We start from the raw sequence: 17,159 nt of genomic DNA, 5'->3' as shown, positions 1-17,159 counted from the left end.
GGTGTTCGGAAATCATATGCCGGGTCGTGAGCTGTCGCCGACTAGACTGGCTTTCGGTTGGAACATAAGGGAAGTGGGCAGCCGCATGGCAATCGAAGCGAGCGGTCCGCCGGTCATCGACCGGGTGCGGGCCATCGTCGCCGAGTATCGCAGTGAACGGGGGGCGCTGTTGCCGATCCTGCATGCGATCCAGGCCGAGTTCGGCTGCGTGGACCACGAGATCGTCCCGCTGCTGGCCGCCGAGCTCAACATCTCCCGCGCCGATGTGCACGGCGTGGTGAGCTTCTATTCCGATTTCCGGTCCGAGCCTGGCGGGCGCACCGATGTGCGCCTGTGCCGCGCGGAAGCATGCCAGGCGGTCGGCGCGGAGCAGCTGGTGGCACACGCGGAGCAGGCACTGGGCGTCAAGCTGGGGCAGACCACGGCGGACAGGTCGATCACCCTGAACCAGGTGTTCTGCCTGGGCAACTGTGCGCTCGGCCCGGCGGCGCAGGTGAACGGCAGGGTGTACGGGCGGGTGGACCCGTCCCGGCTGGACACGGTCCTCGCGACGGAAACGGCGGCTTCATGAAGGTCTACGTCCCCGGTGATTCGGCTGCGCGGTCGGTGGGCGCGGATCTGGTCGCGAAGGAGTTCGCGGCCGAGGGTGCGACGGTGGTGCGCAACGGGTCTCGTGGCATGTTGTGGCTGGAGCCCTTCGTGGAGACCGAAACCGCGCGCGGCCGGGTGGGTTTCGGGCCGGTGACACCGGATGCGGTGGCCGGCATCCTGGCGGCGGGCGAGGAGCATCACCTGTGCCAGGGTCTGGTCGAGGAGTTGCCGTGGTTGCGAAATCAGACCCGGCTGTGTTTCGCGCGGGCCGGCGTGATCGATCCATTGTCCACAGGGGACTATGAGCGCCACGGCGGTGTGCGGGGTTTGCGTGCGGCGCTCGCGAAGCAGCCGCAGGAGGTGGTCGCGGACATCACCGAGTCGGGGTTGCGGGGCCGGGGTGGCGCGGGATTTCCCGCGGGGATCAAGTGGCAGACGGTCGCCGACGCGCCGGGCGAACTGAAGTTCGTGTGCTGCAACGCGGACGAGGGCGACAGCGGCACGTTCGCCGACCGGATGTTGCTCGAAGGGGATCCGTTCGCGCTGATCGAGGGGATGACGATCGCCGCATACGCGGTCGGCGCGGCCGAGGGGTATGTCTATGTCCGCTCGGAGTATCCCGATGCGGTGCGCGTTCTCCGGCAGGCGATTGAACGCGCACGTGCGACGGGCTGGCTGGGTGCGGACATTCTGGGTTCCGGCGTGACGTTCGACCTGTTCGTGCGAGTGGGCGCGGGTGCCTATATCTGCGGCGAAGAGACCTCGATGCTGGAGAGCCTGGAGGCCAAGCGCGGGATGGTGCGGTCGAAACCGCCGATCCCGGCGATCTCCGGGCTCTTCGGCAAACCGACGGTGGTGAACAACGTGCTCACCCTCGCGTCGGTGCCGGCGATCCTTGCCGACGGTCCGGCCGCCTACCAGGGGTTGGGCGTGGCCCGCTCGCGGGGTACGCAGGTGTTCCAGCTGGCAGGCAACATCGCGCGCGGCGGGATCTTCGAGACCGCGTTCGGTATCACCCTGGGTGAGCTGGTGAACGACTACGGCGGCGGCACCCGGACCGGCCGCCCGATCCGGGCGGTGCAGGTCGGCGGCCCGCTGGGCGCGTACCTGCCCACCTCCCAGTTCACCTTGCCGATGGACTACGAGGCGTTCGCGGCCGCGGGCGCGATGGTGGGGCATGGCGGGATCGTGGTGTTCGACGACACCGTGGACATGGCGGCGATGGCCCGTTTCGCGATGGAATTCTGCGCTGAGGAGTCGTGCGGCAAGTGCACCCCCTGCCGGGTCGGTTCGGTCCGCGGGGTCGAGGTGATCGACCGGATCGTCGCAGGCCAGGACCAGGACGGCAACCTTGCGTTGCTGAACGATCTGTGTGAGCTGATGACCGATGGTTCGCTGTGCGCGATGGGCGGGCTCACGCCCAATCCGGTGCGCAGCGCCCTGCTTCATTTCCCGGAAGACTTCACGGAGGCGAAGCGATGAGCTTGTTGATCGAACCTGACCTCGGCACGCCAGGCATCCCGGGTCCGGCGACGGTGTCGCTGGAGGTCGACGGGCAACCGGTCACCGTGCCCGACGGCACGTCGGTGATGCGGGCGGCCGCGCTGTCCGGTGTGGAGGTTCCGAAACTGTGTGCCACCGACAGCCTGGAGGCGTTCGGGTCGTGCCGGTTGTGCCTGGTGGAGATCGACGGTCGTAACGGCACCCCCGCCTCGTGTACCACTCCGGTGGCCGAAGGGATGAAGGTACGCACGCAGACCCGCAGGTTGCAGAAGCTGCGCCAAGGGGTGATGGAGCTCTACATCTCCGATCACCCCTTGGATTGTCTGACGTGTTCGGCGAACGGGGACTGCGAGCTGCAGGACAGGTCCGGCGAGGTCGGGCTGCGGCAAGTGCGCTATGGCTACGAGGGCGCCAACCACCTCGACGCGGAGAAAGACACTTCCAACCCGTATTTCGACTTCGAGCCGGCGAAATGCATCGCCTGTTCCCGCTGCGTGCGGGCCTGCGGGGAGGTGCAGGGCACGTTCGCACTGACCATCTCCGGCCGCGGCTTCGAATCCAAGGTCGCCGCCGGTGCCGGTGAGTTGTTCATGGACTCCGAATGCGTGTCGTGCGGGGCGTGCGTGCAGGCGTGCCCGACGGCGACCCTGCAGGAGAAGTCGGTGGTGGACCTGGGGATGCCCAACCGCAGCGTCATCACCACCTGCGCCTACTGCGGCGTGGGCTGCTCGTTCAAGGCCGAGTTGCGCGGGGACGAGCTGGTCCGGATGGTGCCGTACAAGGACGGCGGCGCCAACGAGGGCCACTCCTGCGTGAAAGGCCGGTTCGCGTTCGGCTACGCCACCCACCCCGACCGGCAACTCGACCCGATGATCCGCGAGTCCATCGACGGCGAGTGGCGCCAGGTGGACTGGGACACCGCCATCCGGTACGTCGCGGACAGGATGCGGGAAATCCAAACCCGGTACGGGATGGGCGCAATCGGCGGAATCACGTCGTCCCGCTGCACCAACGAGGAAGTCTATGCCGTGCAGAAGATGGTGCGTGCCGCGTTCGGGAACAACAACGTCGACACCTGCGCCCGCGTGTGCCACTCGCCCACCGGCTACGGGCTCAAGCAGACCTTCGGTACGTCCGCCGGTACGCAGGACTTCCGGTCGGTGGCGGCCGCAGATGTGATCGTGGTGATCGGGGCGAACCCGACCGACGCGCATCCGGTGTTCGCGTCCCGCATGAAGCGGCGCCTGCGCGAGGGCGCGAAACTGATCGTGATCGACCCCCGCCGGATCGACCTCGTGCGCTCACCACACATCGAAGCCCAGCACCATCTGAAGCTCGCCCCAGGCACCAACGTCGCCGTGGTCAACGCCTTCGCGCACGTGGTGGTCACCGAGGGAATGGTCGACCGGTCCTTTGTGGATGAACGGTGCGAGGAGTTCGACGAGTGGGCGGAGTTCATCGCGCGCCCCGAGAACAGCCCGGAAGCCACCGAGGAGATCACCGGTGTCCCCGCCGCCGACCTGCGTGCCGCAGCCCGGTTGTACGCCACCGGCGGCAACTCGGCGATCTACTACGGGCTCGGCGTGACCGAGCACAGCCAGGGCTCCACCATGGTGATGGGCATGGCGAACCTCGCGATGGCCACCGGCAACATCGGGCGCGACGGGGTGGGGGTGAACCCGTTGCGCGGGCAGAACAACGTGCAGGGTTCGTGCGACATGGGCTCCTTCCCGCACGAACTGTCCGGCTACCGGCACATCTCCGACGACGCCGTCCGCGGTGTGTTCGAACACCTGTGGGGTCGTGAACTTCTGGCCGAGCCGGGGTTGCGGATCCCGAACATGTTCGACGCCGCCGTCGACGGCACCTTCCGCGCCCTGTTCGTCCAGGGTGAGGACATCGCCCAGTCCGATCCGAACACCCAGCATGTCACCGCGGCCCTGCAGGCGATGGACCTGGTGGTGGTCCAAGACCTGTTCCTCAACGAGACCGCCAAGTTCGCTCACGTGTTCCTGCCCGGCACGTCGTTCCTGGAGAAGGACGGCACCTTCACCAACGCCGAACGCCGCATCAACCGGGTCCGCCCCGTGATGGCTCCCAAGAACGGCAAGCACGAATGGGAGATCGTCTGCGAGATCGCGCAAGCCATGGGCTACCCCATGCGGTACACGCATCCGCGGGAGATCATGGCCGAGATCGCGGCCGTCACCCCCACCTTCGCCGGCGTTTCGTTCGAGAAGCTGGACAAGCTCGGTAGCGTCCAATGGCCATGCAATGACAAGGCGCCCGAAGGCACCCCGGTCATGCACGTGGACGGGTTCGTCCGCGGCAAGGGCCGGTTCATGCCCACCCCGTTCGTCCCCACCACCGAACGCAGCACCCGCCAGTTCCCGCTCATCCTCACCACCGGCCGGATCCTGTCCCAATACAATGTCGGCGCACAAACCCGCCGTACCGGTAACGTCGTCTGGCACTCCGAAGACGTCCTGGAAATCCACCCACATGACGCCGAGGTCCGTGGCGTCACCGACGGCGACAAGGTCACGTTGTCCAGCCGCGTCGGCGAAACCTCGCTCCACGCCGTTCTCTCGGACCGGATGCCCGTCGGCGTCGTCTACACCACCTTCCACCATCCCGTCACCGGCGCCAATGTCGTCACCACCGAGAACTCCGACTGGGCCACCAACTGTCCCGAATACAAGGTCACCGCCGTCCAAGTCGGACTCGCCACACCTACCGTCACAGCGGCGACCGAAGCCGTCCCGGCGCTGGCGGACTGATGTACTCACCCCAGATCAGGCTGGCCAACGAAATCGCCGTGCAGTTCCACCACCAGCCACCCGACAAGGCCGCCACGGCGGTCGCCACCCACATTCGCCAATTCTGGGATCCCCGCATGAGGGCGGACCTGCGGCGCCAGATCGAAGCCGGGAGCCGCGGAGCTGACCCGGTGGTCATCGCCGCGGTCGCGCTGCTGGACTGATGCGACGGCCCGCCGGTCAACGTGGCTGTCCGGATCCACGGCGCGAAATCCCAGAAGATCGCGGCCGTCGCGGATTCTCGCAGGCTGGCCGGGTGCGCGGACTCCGGGTAGCCCCGCCCGCGCCGTCACCGCGGTCATGGCACGAGTCGACGGAAGCCAAGAATCCAAGGGTCGGCGCCGTACCGGTTCGTTGAGCGTTTCCTTGACAGTGGCGGCAAAACACTCAAACCACCGCGGGCTCTGTCGCGGTACGGTCAGGTGGTCGTTGTCGGTATCTGCGGGAAAGTCGGAGAGAGAGGAAGGCCGTGTCCAACGGAATTTCACACCTGTTCATCCCAGGTCCGACGAATGTCCCGGATGTCGTCCGGCGTGCGATGAACGTGCCGATGCGGGATCACCGCGCGCCGGACTTCCCGGAGTTGACGCTGCCGCTGTTCGAAGACCTGAAAGAGATATTCGCGAACGAGACCGGTCAGGTGTTCCTGTTCGCGTCCTCTGGTACCGGAGCGTGGGAGGCGGCGATCAGCAACACGCTGAACCGGGGCGATCGCGTGCTCATGTCGCGGTTCGGTCAGTTCTCTCATCTGTGGGTGGACATGGCGGAACGCCTGGGACTCGACGTGGCGTGCGTGGATGTGGAGTGGGGGAAGGGCGTTCCGGTTGAGGACTACGAACGGCACCTGGCCGAGGACCCGTCCATCAGGGCGGTGTTCGCGACCCACAACGAGACGGCGACCGGCGTCACCTCGGACATCGCCGCCGTGCGCCGGGCCATGGATGCGCAGGGGAGCGACGCTTTGCTGTTCGTGGACGGCGTGTCCTCGATCGCGTCGGTGGATTTCCAGCAGGAGGCATGGGGTGTCGACCTTGCCGTCACCGGGTCACAGAAGGGCCTCATGCTACCTGCCGGGCTGTCGATTCTCGGGGTCAGCGCGAAGGCATTGGAAGCTTCGGCGCGAGCGGGAATGGAGCGCTGCTACTTCGACTTCGCCGACATGGTCGCTACGAACAAGAGTGGCTATTTCCCCTACACTCCACCAGTTCCGCTACTGGCCGGGCTGCGGGTCGCCCTTGACCTGCTGTTCGCGGAGGGCCTGCCGCAGGTGTTCGCGCGCCACCACCGTCTCGCCGAGGGGATCCGCCGCGGTGTGGAGGCACTCGGCCTGAAGCTGTGCGCCATGGGCCCGCAATGGTATTCGGACACGGTCTCGGCGATCAGGGTGCCCGACGACATCGACAGTGCGGAGGTGTGCCGCATCGGGTTCCAGCGGTACCGGACGTCCTTCGGTGCGGGGCTGTCGAAGGTGGCCGGCAAGGTGTTCAGGATCGGGCATCTCGGGGATCTCAACGAGGTGATGTGCCTATCGGCGCTCGCGAGCGCCGAGATGTCGCTCGCCGACGCGGGCGCCAAGGTCGAGCTCGGTGCGGGCGTCGCCGCCGCTCAGGCGTACTACCGGGCCGCACTGTCCGAACGGGAATCGGCGGTCGCGCTGGAGGAGGTGGCATCATGAGCCACACCCTGTACCCGGCGCGCCAGGCGCGGCTGCAGCGCAGCGAGCCGGCGGTGCCGGGCTCCAACCCGGTCGTCATCGAGAAGGCGGCGGAGTCTCCTGGACCTAGAGGACGCCGTCGCACCCGGAGACAAGGAAGCCGCTCGCAAGAACGTGATCGCGGCTCTGCACGACGTCGACTGGGCGACCAGGGGAAAGACGGTGTCGGTGCGGATCAACGGCCTCGATACGCAGTACATGTACCGTGACGTCGTCGAGGTGATGGAACTCGCGGGAGACCGGCTGCATACCGCGTCCAGGTGCCCAAAGTCGGATACCTGCTCGACCCGGCCGCGGTTCGATCGGCGCTCCGGCCAGGTACGAACTGAGAACGCTTTCCGGGTGGTCGCCGGCAGTCGTTTCAAGACGTTCGTGGCTTGGAGTTCGGCGACGTGCTGGGCGACGCGGCGCGCATCTTGGAGCAAGTAGTCGTTGGAGTCCATACGAACGTAATGATCACGCGGCAGCCGCGGGGCCAACCCGGAACCGGTCGCCCACACCATCCTGCATGTCACCACCGCCGCCGATGCCGCGGCCGTCAGCGCACAACCGACCGCAGCAGCAAATGGGCTTGTTTGAGCCGGATGCATGGAAACCGTAGTTCCGCGCGGCGTGCCGGGTTGCCTCGACGGCATCGCCATGGCAAACGGGCCGGAGGATCGGGCCAGCCGCCGCGGGGCTGTGGTTGCCGTCCGGGTGTGCCGTGCTGTGTCCGGCACGCTTGCCGTCGTTGCCGCTCAATGCGACTGGGCGACCTGCGGCACGGTCTCAGCGGGAACGTTGGACATCAGATGGACCGGCCCTCGGCCAGTCCGAACACGGGGCTCAGTGGGCGGGGAGTCTGGGCCAGGCGTCGGTGGCGAGTGTGGTCGCGGTCGAGCATCCGTCGGGGTTCGTGGGCAGGTATGTGGTCAGAGTGGCGAGTTCGTGCTCGCCTGCGATCGGAGCCGGGCCGAGGTCTGTTCTGATCACACAGGACGATGCGTCGGTCTGCACGGAGAGGGACGGGCGGCCGCCGATCATCGTGTTGATGTTGCCGGGCAGTACTCCGTATTCGAGGAGGAGCTCGATCTGGCTGCCGTTCGTCCGGTCGAGCCACGTGCATCGGTGGTGCGCGGGGACCGGGACGGACTCGAACGCTCCGGACAGCGGCAGCAACGGGCGGGGATTCTGGAGGATGGTGCAGGGATCCAGCGCCCCGAACGAGCCCGCTGGGTAGGTGACGTGGGTGGCCTTGTTGTGCTGGACGGCGCTGATCAGGCCGTCCAATACCGCCGAATCCACCACGCACAACCGGGCGAGCTGGTCCGGGGTGCCGGTGATCTGCGGCGAGAAGTCCGTTGCCGCCATGAGGTGGGTCCCGTCGGCGAAGGTCAGGTAGCGGATGCACGAGTAGTCCCAGGTCTTGCCCGGCCTTTCCACGCGCAAACCCTGGTCGAGGATTTTCGCGGGATCGCGCACGCGTCCTGGATCGGCGCTCCCGCTGGCGAGCGAGCCGACGATCAGATCGATCCCGTGGCCATCCAGCATCGCGTGCGCACCGCAATAGCCGAGCGACTCGATGCGCGAGCCGAGCTCGGTGGCGCCGGCTTTGCGTGCTGCGTCGAGATCGAGCAGGCTGCAGTAGTCGATGTTCGTCAGATTGCCGAGCGCTTGTTCTGCGGTGAGCGGCGCCGGTGCGGGCGGTGGTGCTGGTGCCGTTTGCTGCGGCAGCGTCGGGCTCACGGTGGCCGTGCATGCGGTGAGCAGCACCGCGAGAAGCGCTACCAGAGGTAACCGGGACACGGGTAGTGAATCTCCGGTATCCGCTCGACCGTTTCGCCTCGTAACCGAATCGTCACGCGGTTCAGATCGGCACGTGGCGGCTAGCACTCTGTTCGCCGGCTGTCCTGGCCGGTCGTGCAGCCGGGCAGACCAGCGCCGGGCGACTGGTGTCGACTATGATCGTCGCGCCTGTGACCGGGTGACCGCCTCGGTCCTACCGGAACCGAGGTGGCTCGTGATCGCCGCATGGGGCGGTATCGACGGATCAGCTTCGGCCGACCTTCTTGGCATGGTCGGGCTGGTGCTCCTGGCGGCCGTGATCCCGGTGCACACCTGGCGGCAGAGGCGGCGGCGACTCCGGCACGCCGTCCTGTATGTCGAGCTCACCGATGCGTGGCGATTGCTGGGACAGGGACGCTACACCGAGGCCGAGCGAGGTTTGGTGGCGGTGCAGGCCCGGTGCCGGCCGAAGCGGCGCGGTGACCAGGTGATCATGTTGCTGTCGATGACTCGGCAGACGTCCTGGGGTGGGCCCGGCACAACCTGGCCGAGGCGAACCTCCTCCTCGGTCAGCTCGATGAGGCCGAACAGGAGCTATGCGCGGTGCTGGCCGAGTACGAAGAGCGCGCGGAGAACTGGGCCAACACCGTGGGCGCACGATTCGGCCTGGCGAAAATCGCCGCCTTGCGTGGGCAGCGCCGAGAGGCAACAGACGGGTTTACCGAGGTGCTGGCGGAGTTACGCGCCACACTTGGCGAGGACGGGCCATGGACGCTGGCGACGCGTTTCGAACTGGCGAATCTCAAAGCACGCTTCGGTAACCCGGCCGAGGCGCTCGCCGAACACGAAGCCGTGCTGGCTGCCAGAACCCGCGTGCTTGGTCACGGCCACCCCGACACAGCAACAAGTCGAACCGCCCCGACCGAGTGCGGACGCTGAGAAGGCGACGATCACGCGGGTCCGGTACCGGCACCTTCGTGGTGAGGCCGGTCGAACGGCGGCTCATCGTCCCTTCCCGAGCCCGGCAGCGGGGAGACCGCCGGGGCGGTCCCAACCCTTGCCGCCGGGCAAGCGGTAGGCCGAATCACCAGCGTTCCGTGGGTGACGCTGACGGCCAACGGTGTGCCCGCCACCCCACCTCGATCCCCGCCGGAGGGAAACGCATTGTCTGCGGGTTGACCGTGATTCCGTGTGCTCGGTGCCGGGTCGTTTCGTCCGTCGCTCGCGCTGGCTTAGAGCCGGGCGGTGGCGGCTTCGAGTACTGGGCTGAGCGTGTTCATCCGCTCTGCCAGCACGTTTTCGATCTTGGCGTGGTTCTTGTCGAACATGGTGAAGTCGATCACCTGCTATCCGGCGCTGTTGCGATGCAACGACGAAAAACAGCAGTTCAGAACGTCAGCGTTATGCCGCTGACGTTGAAAATGTCAGAAGCGACGTCCGCTCCCGCATGAGCGGACAGTCTCGGTGCCAGGTTGGGATCAGCTGCGATGGGCGCATCGGGCGCGTTCCCAGGGTGCTTACGGCCGCCAGATGTCGCGAGCAGGTCAACGTGGAGCGCCCGCACGCGAAGCGTGGACCTACGACGTTGACGGGCGACGAGCGGCGGCCATGCCCGGCGACGAGGTTGGGGCCAGAAGTCACCCGTAGTCGACGGGGCGCGCCCGGGATCAGCTGCACATGAGGAGCCCGCATCCCGAGCAGCGTCACGCCCGCAGGTCTACTTCTCCAGCTTTTCGAAAGGGAATTCCTCGATTCGCATCCATTTGCCATCAAGTTCGCCCGTGTCAATGACCCAGACGGCGTCCGGATTGCTTTCCACGAATTCACGTTCGTCTGGGGTGAGGCCCGGGTCTTGTTCTTGTCTGGGCTTGATCCGGAGGCCATGCCGCTTGATTCGCTGCACGGCTTCGGCTCGGCTGCTGGCCGCTACTGCAACGCGGACAACTGTGCAGACGCCGTAGGGATTCGGCACCCAGAAGCTGAAGACCTTCACGGTGGTCACCTCCTCCTTCGGGCCTTGTAGTAGAAATGCCGCACATGGATTTTTTGATTATTATACCGGATGTCTACGTGTACGTGTGTGCGGGCGCTGCAGTTCCCGCGGACGATAGCTTTGCCTGGGCCGCGGTAGTTTTCGGCGTACCGCTTCGCCGCGCGCGTCGCCGTCGTGATGTTCCTGAATTTGCGGACGTCGCGGGAGTAGGAGACTAGTTTCTCGACGTTCTTGGCGTAGCGTAGGTATTTGACCCCGGGCACGATGGCCGCGGCGGCCCATGCGGCTTCTTTCCAGTTGCCTTGGATCATGTAGCCGACGGCGGCGACGCCGGAGGCGATGCTGCCGATGGGGCCGGGGATGTTCGAGACGACGTCGGCGACGGCGGTGACGACGTGGACGACGGAGTTGAAGACGCTGCAGAACCAGCAGTTGCCGTCGAGGTCGGTGTTGTTGATGGGGTCGCCGTTGGCGTAGTCGTAGTCGTTGGCGCTGCCGCCCTCGACGGGGTCGACTTGGAGGAAGCGGCCGAGCAGGGGGCTGTAGGTGCGGGCGCCCATTTCGACGATGGAGAGGGCTCCGGCGTGTTCGTAGGGGCGTTCGTGCTGGCCGAGCCAGCCGTAGTCGTTGCTGCCGGGCGTGTTGTCGGGGACGGCTTGGTTGTTGACCGCGCCGGTCGCGGGGTCGAGAGGATTGCCGTAGGGGTCGTACTGGTGCAGGTCACCGACCTGGTCGCCGCTGTTGTTGGTGGTGAGGACGAGGTCGCCGCGGACGGAGGGGGCGTCGTAGGTGTCGGGGTCGGCGCTGTTGTGGATGGATTCGACGACGCCGCCGGGGAGGTTGAGGGTCCAGGTCAGGATGTTGTGGCTGGCGTCGGTGGTGAGGTCGGCGGTGTCGCCCTCGCCGGTGTAGCCGTAGAGGACGGCGGTGGGGGTGTCGCCGGTGGCGTCGCGGCGGATGATGCGGTCGGTGGCGTCGCGGGTGTAGGCGATGGTGGCGTTCTGGGCGCCGGTTCCGCCGGTGGTGGAGAGTTGGATGTTGCGGTCGGCGCCGTCGTAGGCGAGGTGGGTGGTGATGCCGCCGGTGGTGTAGGCGGTGGTGTTGCCGTGGGTGTCGTAGCTGATGCCGCTGGTGGCGTTGGTACCGAGGGTGGCGAGCAGCCGGTCTGCGTTGTCGTAGCAGTAGTCGGTTTCCGCGGTGCCGGCCGAGGTTTGGTCGAGCAGTCGCATGCGGTTGGTGTTGATCCCGGCGTTGGTCGTGGTGCCCGTCGGGCAGCCTGCGGCAGCTGCGGAGGTGAAGTCGTAGGTGAAGTGGTGGCCGGCGATGTAGGCCTCGGTGAGGCGTCCGGCGGTGTCGTAGGTGTAGTCGTTGCCGCCCGGGTTGGGGTTGGATCCGTTGAGCGACTCGCCGATGATGGTCCCGGCTCGGGTCCGGGAGACCTCGGACACAACCTGGTTGTTGGTGCTGTTTTGCCAGGTCAGGGAGGTGACGCGGCCTGCGGGGTCTTTGCCGATGGCGGCGAGGCTGGTGCCGTTGCCGTAGGCGACGCTGGCCATTTCGCCGTTGGTGTCGTAGGTGACGGTGGCCTGTAGGGCCCCGTCCCAGGTTTCGGTGAGAAGGCGTCCGGCGTCGTCGTAGGTGTAGGTGGTGGTTTTGGCGGGGGCGGTGCCGAGGGTTTCGTCGACCGTGGTTTGGGTGACGCGCCCGGCCTGGTCGTAGAGCGTGTCGGTTTTGACGCCGTTGGCGTCGGTGTAGGAGACGACGCGGCCGAGCAGATCGACAGTGGTGGTGACGGTGCCGTTGCTGTCGGACACGGACCTGGTGAGCGGGTCACCGCCGACGGCATAGTTGTAGGTGACCGTGCGTGGACCGGTGGTGGCGTTGGCGGGGAAGGTTTTTTGCGTCGTGCGGTCGCGGTCGTCGTAGGTAGTGCAGGTCCAGTCGCCTGCGGTGGCGTCAGCGACCACGCGCCCGGAGGCGTCGTAGACGAGCTCGTCGGTGCGGGCGCTGCCGGTGGCGGGCGCCGGTGAGGTGGTGATCTTCGCGAGGCCGCCTTGGTTGATCGCGGGGCTGCCCGTCACGCACGGGTTGGTGCGGGTTTCGGTGTCGCCATAGTAGGCGTAGGTGGTCGTGGCCCCGGTGGGTTTCACTGTGCCGGTCTTGCGCAGGTACCCGCTGCCGGGGGTTTCGTAGGTGGTGGACTCGGTGAGGTTAAGACCGCCTGGGTCGGTGGTGGCGGTGGTGGCGAGCCCGTATCCGGGGTCGATCCCGGTGGGGGCGTAGCTGGTCGCGGTGATCTTGTCCGGCACCCCGCCGGATTCATCCTGGATGGTGGAGGTAGCCAGGCCATAGCGTGGGCGGAGCTGTGTGCCGGGCACGACCTGTTGGGTCCCGCCGGGTGGAATCCAGTCTAGTTCGAGTTGGGAGTCGAACTGGCCTTGGAAGTACTCGAGGCGGATGCGGTGCACGTCGCCGGCGGTGTTGGAGTGCACGGTCGCGGATGTCCACGTAGCGCCCTGGACCTGCCAGTCGTCGATGACCAGGGCGTCATCGATCCACACCCTGACCCCATCGTCGGAAAGCGTTTTCAGGGTGTAGTCGCCGGCGGCAGGAAATACGATCTCGCCAGTGGCGCGCAGGGAGAAGTTGTCGGCGGGGATACCGGCGGTGGGCGCGGTGTCGTGCCAGGGATGGTTGATGGAGCCGTCGGGGTTGCCCGTGCCGGTAGTCAGGGATTTGGGTGCACCGGCGAGGTTGGTGTTGTCGAACCATTGGGCGGCCAGGCCCTGGAGGTTCTCGTCGTAGTTGGTGCGGGTGTGGGGCACCGTGTCCGCACACGCGGCGGTGGGTTGCTGTCCGGTGAAGCAGGAGGTCGGCGCCGGGCCGTAGGAGTCAGTCGGCCGTTGCGCGTAGTCATAGACCGTGGTGCTTTCCCGCCCCGCTGGGTCGGTGGAGGTCAGCGGCAGGTCCCGAGCGTCCCAGGTGTTGGTTTTCGTTTTTCCGGTGGCGTCGGCGGTGGACAGCGTGCGATACGCGGTGTCGTAGGTGACCTTGCTGGCGAAACCCGTGGCCGGCGTCAGGCCGGCGATGTCGGTGAAGGTCTGCGAGTTCGCCGGGTCGTATCGGTAGGAGTGTTGTGGCCTGGCCGCCCCTGGGGTCGGCGCGGGGGCGGTCACCGAGGTGACCTTTCCGGCGGTGTAGGCGATCGCAAATCGGGAAGCATTGTTGTCGCGGGTGGCCGGGTCGGCCGCGACCCAATCGGCCGCCAGCGAGTCCCGCAGCGAATTCAGCAGACCGGTCGTGGTGTCGTAACCGAAATCGGTGACGGTACCGCCCGGGTCTTCGAAACGGGACAGTTGCGTGTTGGTGTACCACAGCACCGACTGCTTGCCGTCCCAGTAGGCCACGCGGCACAGCATTTGCGACGGGGCGTTGGCGTCAGCACCGGCTGGCGGCGTCAGGCCTGTATAGCAGGTGTCGCCGGGTCGGTTGTAGTACAAGGTCATCGAGCGGCCGGAGACCGGATCGTTGATCGTCTTCAGCCGGACCGGGGATGCGGAATCGTCGTAGATGTACTGCAGCGCGGCGGAATGTTTCACGTCCAGCGCGTTCGTCACCGTGTCGGGCAGCCCGTCGGACCGGAAACTGTAGATCATGTCGTTTTCGGTCAGCGTGATCCGGCCCGTGGTGTCCATCGCCAGCACGGCGTCCTCCCCAGCGGGCGGGGTGTAGCTCGCGGGGCCGGTGGCGGTCTTCTTCGTCCAGGTGTGCTGGGCCCCGGTGGAGTCAGTCAGAACGATGTTCTGGTCAGTGACCAACGCTCGGGTGTAGGCCTGCCCGCTCCCGTCGAGATCGGTCGACATCGACCAGCCCTGCGGCAGCGCGGGCAGCGCGGATTTGAACAGCCATGCGGCCGGCACGATCTGTGACGGCACCGTGGTGCCGTCGGTGGTGCGCACGAACAACTGCAGGTGCGCCGCGCCGATGCCCTGGGCGAGTTCAACCTTGATCGGCACCCGCTGCCCGGCGGTCAACGCCACGGATCCGGTGGCCTGCCCCGACGCCCAGCTCACATCCGACGGCGTGGCATAGCTGTAGATCTGCGTGTTGTTCAACGTGACGGTCAGACCGTCGTCATGGACCCCGGCGAACTGGTACGTACCGGTGGCCGGGGCTTGGAAGAAACCGTCCCACCGCACGACATACCAGCCGGCACCGATCGCGGGCGAGTACGGCGACTGGTTCCCGAAGTCGACGTTGACCTGAGGTTCCGTGCGCACCAGCGAGGGCTGGATGCCATCGTCGATCAGCCCGTTGCGGTTCGGATCGTTGTAGTACGACGCGGTCAAACCGTGCTCGTCGGTGGCCTGCGAGTTGTAGGTGAACGACAGCGACTGCGTACCGCCCACCGCGTTGTACGACATCGACGAGGTCGACACGCTCGCATTGCCGTTGGCCAAATTCACCGTCAGCGGACCGATGGTGTCGGTCGGCGCGGGCCCGTGCGCCCCGATGCGTTTGTCCACCTTGAGATGGCCGATCGCGCCGGTGGTCGTGGTTAAGCCACTGAAGGCGTCGGCCTTCCATGTATAGGTCACGCCGTCCTGCAGCACTCCGGCCGGGACAGTCCACGACGTGCTCGACTGGCAGCCGGACTGGGCCACCACGCCGGAGGCGGCGTCCGGACCGGTGGCGATCGCGAAACAATAGGTCACCGCCGTGCCGTCCGCGTCCGTGGAGGGGTTCACCGTCAACGTCGGCGTGGGCGTGGTCAGCACCGACCCGTCGGCCGGGCTCTTGATCGTTGCCTGCGTCGGGGCCGACCCAACGTCGACCAGCAGCGACGCGGTCACTCGCTTGTAGGTGTATTTGCCCGCGGTCTCCTGCCCGACGAACCCGAACAGCGCACCCCAGTTGCTCGCCGACACCACCCCGCGCAGGAAGTTCGTCAGCGCATCCGGTGTGTTCGCGGTCGTGGCCGGTATCCCAGACAGGGAACCGAAATCACCGATGACCCCATGCGCAAGGTACTCCGCGCCGGGAGCGCCGTTGAAGGACTGGTCGGTGGCGTGGAATAGGTCAATGTTGTAGCTGGTGTGCGACTGCGGCGCCGAATTCTCCCAGTTCACATCCACCCGTGACCCGACGACGTTCTGACCAGCCAGAGTGGACAGTGGGAACTGGGTAACCGTACGCAGGTACGTGTCGCCACCGTTGGTGCCGCTCTGGGAGTTGCCGACCTTGACCACCGTGTCGGTCCCGGAGGCGCCGTCGGACTTGTACCAGTTCAACGTGGACGGGCTGTAGGTCATCGTCGGGTCCACCGTCACCGGATAGACCCGCTTGGCGTCATGCAGCCAGCCCTCGTCGACCGACACCGTCAGCGTCCAGCCCGCTGGTGTGGGGGTGAGAGTGTAGGTGCCGGTGGTCTGTCCGGGTGCGGTCTGGCCGTTGTTCCCGGCCGAGTCCCACGCCTGCGGCGCGGGGATCACGATCTCGGTCTGCTTCGCGGCGTTGAGCAGTTGGACCGAGCCGTCCTTGGCGAGCACCGGAGTCAGGCCGTGCGTGGCGAGAGCGAAGCTCCACTGTCCCGTGGCCGGCGCGGTGGCCAGGGTCAACGCTTCCTTCACCTCGCCGGCGGACGTGGTGTAGGTCAGGTCGGTCTTCGGCAAGGCACCGGCGTAGCTGACCGTGGACCCATTGGTCTTGGCCGGCGCGGCGCCGGCACCCTGCAACGCCAGACTCGCCTGGTCGGCACCGACCTGAACGGACACGAGTGCAGGATCATTGGCCGTGGGACCGAAACTCGGCGCGAGCGGGTGCCATCCCGTCCTCGCGCGCTTGCTAGCCGGATCAACGCTCACCGTCGGGTCGACCGGATGCCACACACCTTGGGCGTCCTGAACGTTCAACGGCTCGTTCGACAACTTCCGGGTGTGCGTGCCGTCCGGGTTGACGTACTCCTCGCTGTACTGTGCCTGCGATCCCGCCACCAGCCGGGACTGCCCCGCCCGGAAATGCGAGTCACCGCGTCCCTGACCACCGCGTGTCGACAAGGGAGCGAAGTCACCCGCAGGCTTCGCCGGTGCGCTGGCCGGATCAACCGCCCGGCCCGCAGGCAGCAGCGGCAACGTACGCACGTCCACGTGATGATCCGCAGCCGGTGCGGCGACCGCAGGCGGCGGCTGCACGACCTCCGCGGACCCGGCGGCCACTGCCGCCGTCAGCAGCACCGCAGCGGCACGCCACCGCCACGACGACACATTCCGGAACAAGGACGAACGGGACCACCGCGGAAACGACGCCACAGCAACCTCTGGGAGAGCCAGGCGCGCTCCCCGCGGCGCGCACCAACACAAACGCCATAAAGATGCAGAATCACGAGCAACAACTCAATACGCCTGTTGGCGTAACGTCAGCAGCAACATTCACAAAACAGACAAAAAGCACAGAAATCGAGGCCGGCGAATTCGCGGAGAGTCACAAAGAGGGCCGTTCCACATCGGACATTGCGCGTGTCGATCTCCCGGCTCCGTACGGACTGTGACAACCTGCTCCTTTTGGGGGCTTTTTCCACCACATGCAGCCCCTGTGGACTTGTTTGAGATTTTCCGACTTAGCGAAATAATGACAACATTCCTGAATAACACGAGGCTCCCATTCATAATCACCACGCACGGTTATTGTTCCGAGCGCCGAGCCATTCCCTTCCGCGGACGTGCCGGGTCGGAATATCATCGGGCTGAACGGGGAACGCACTCATCTGCCGCTGATC

The 17,159-nt window shown here is 66.5% G+C and carries 10 protein-coding genes; 7 read left to right on the top strand and 3 right to left on the bottom strand.

Annotated elements, in window-relative coordinates:
* Positions 1-85 precede the first annotated feature (85 nt).
* From FG385_RS15755 to FG385_RS35610, 6 genes are all read left to right on the top strand, one after another.
* Positions 86-571 (top strand): formate dehydrogenase subunit gamma, encoded by a 486-nt coding sequence (locus tag FG385_RS15755; RefSeq protein ID WP_139097489.1) that lies wholly within the window; start codon positions 86-88, stop codon positions 569-571.
* A complete protein-coding gene (locus tag FG385_RS15750; RefSeq protein WP_139097488.1) occupies positions 568-2,073 on the top strand; it encodes a formate dehydrogenase beta subunit in 1,506 nt (501 codons plus the stop codon). The genes FG385_RS15755 and FG385_RS15750 overlap by 4 nt, the downstream gene beginning before the upstream one ends.
* Complete coding sequence (gene fdhF / locus FG385_RS15745; protein WP_139097487.1) at positions 2,070-4,874, top strand: formate dehydrogenase subunit alpha; 2,805 nt, start codon at positions 2,070-2,072, stop codon at positions 4,872-4,874. Before FG385_RS15750 ends, fdhF begins: the two co-directional genes overlap by 4 nt.
* Complete coding sequence (locus FG385_RS15740) at positions 4,874-5,077, top strand: formate dehydrogenase subunit delta (protein WP_139097486.1); 204 nt, start codon at positions 4,874-4,876, stop codon at positions 5,075-5,077. Before fdhF ends, FG385_RS15740 begins: the two co-directional genes overlap by 1 nt.
* Positions 5,078-5,382: 305 nt before the next feature.
* Positions 5,383-6,588, top strand: coding sequence for a pyridoxal-phosphate-dependent aminotransferase family protein (locus tag FG385_RS15735; protein ID WP_139097485.1), 1,206 nt, complete (start codon positions 5,383-5,385; stop codon positions 6,586-6,588).
* 99 nt (positions 6,589-6,687) lie between these two features.
* A complete protein-coding gene (locus tag FG385_RS35610) occupies positions 6,688-7,056 on the top strand; it encodes an aldolase/citrate lyase family protein (RefSeq protein ID WP_200834487.1) in 369 nt (122 codons plus the stop codon).
* 396 nt (positions 7,057-7,452) lie between these two features.
* Here FG385_RS35610 and FG385_RS15725 read toward each other — a convergent pair whose 3' ends face one another.
* Positions 7,453-8,412, bottom strand: coding sequence for a hypothetical protein (locus tag FG385_RS15725; protein WP_139097484.1), 960 nt, complete (start codon positions 8,410-8,412; stop codon positions 7,453-7,455).
* A gap of 582 nt (positions 8,413-8,994) precedes the next feature.
* Here FG385_RS15725 and FG385_RS15720 point away from each other — a divergent pair.
* Entirely contained in the window at positions 8,995-9,330 is a 336-nt protein-coding gene (locus FG385_RS15720) for a tetratricopeptide repeat protein (protein WP_160148817.1), read from the top strand.
* Between the two features lie 778 nt (positions 9,331-10,108).
* Here FG385_RS15720 and FG385_RS15715 read toward each other — a convergent pair.
* Both FG385_RS15715 and FG385_RS15710 read right to left on the bottom strand, forming a co-directional pair.
* Positions 10,109-10,393, bottom strand: a complete 285-nt coding sequence (locus FG385_RS15715) for a hypothetical protein (RefSeq protein WP_139097482.1) — start codon at positions 10,391-10,393, stop codon at positions 10,109-10,111.
* Positions 10,390-16,617: a PA14 domain-containing protein gene (locus FG385_RS15710; RefSeq protein ID WP_139097481.1), complete on the bottom strand. Its 6,228-nt coding sequence runs from the start codon at positions 16,615-16,617 to the stop codon at positions 10,390-10,392. The genes FG385_RS15715 and FG385_RS15710 overlap by 4 nt, the downstream gene beginning before the upstream one ends.
* Positions 16,618-17,159 lie beyond the last annotated feature (542 nt).

Source organism: Amycolatopsis alkalitolerans (assembly GCF_006152065.1).
Taxonomy (GTDB): Bacteria; Actinomycetota; Actinomycetes; order Mycobacteriales; family Pseudonocardiaceae; genus Amycolatopsis_E; species Amycolatopsis_E alkalitolerans.
Note: the sequence above shows the minus strand (reverse complement) of the source record. Positions and strands in the feature narration are given on the sequence as shown.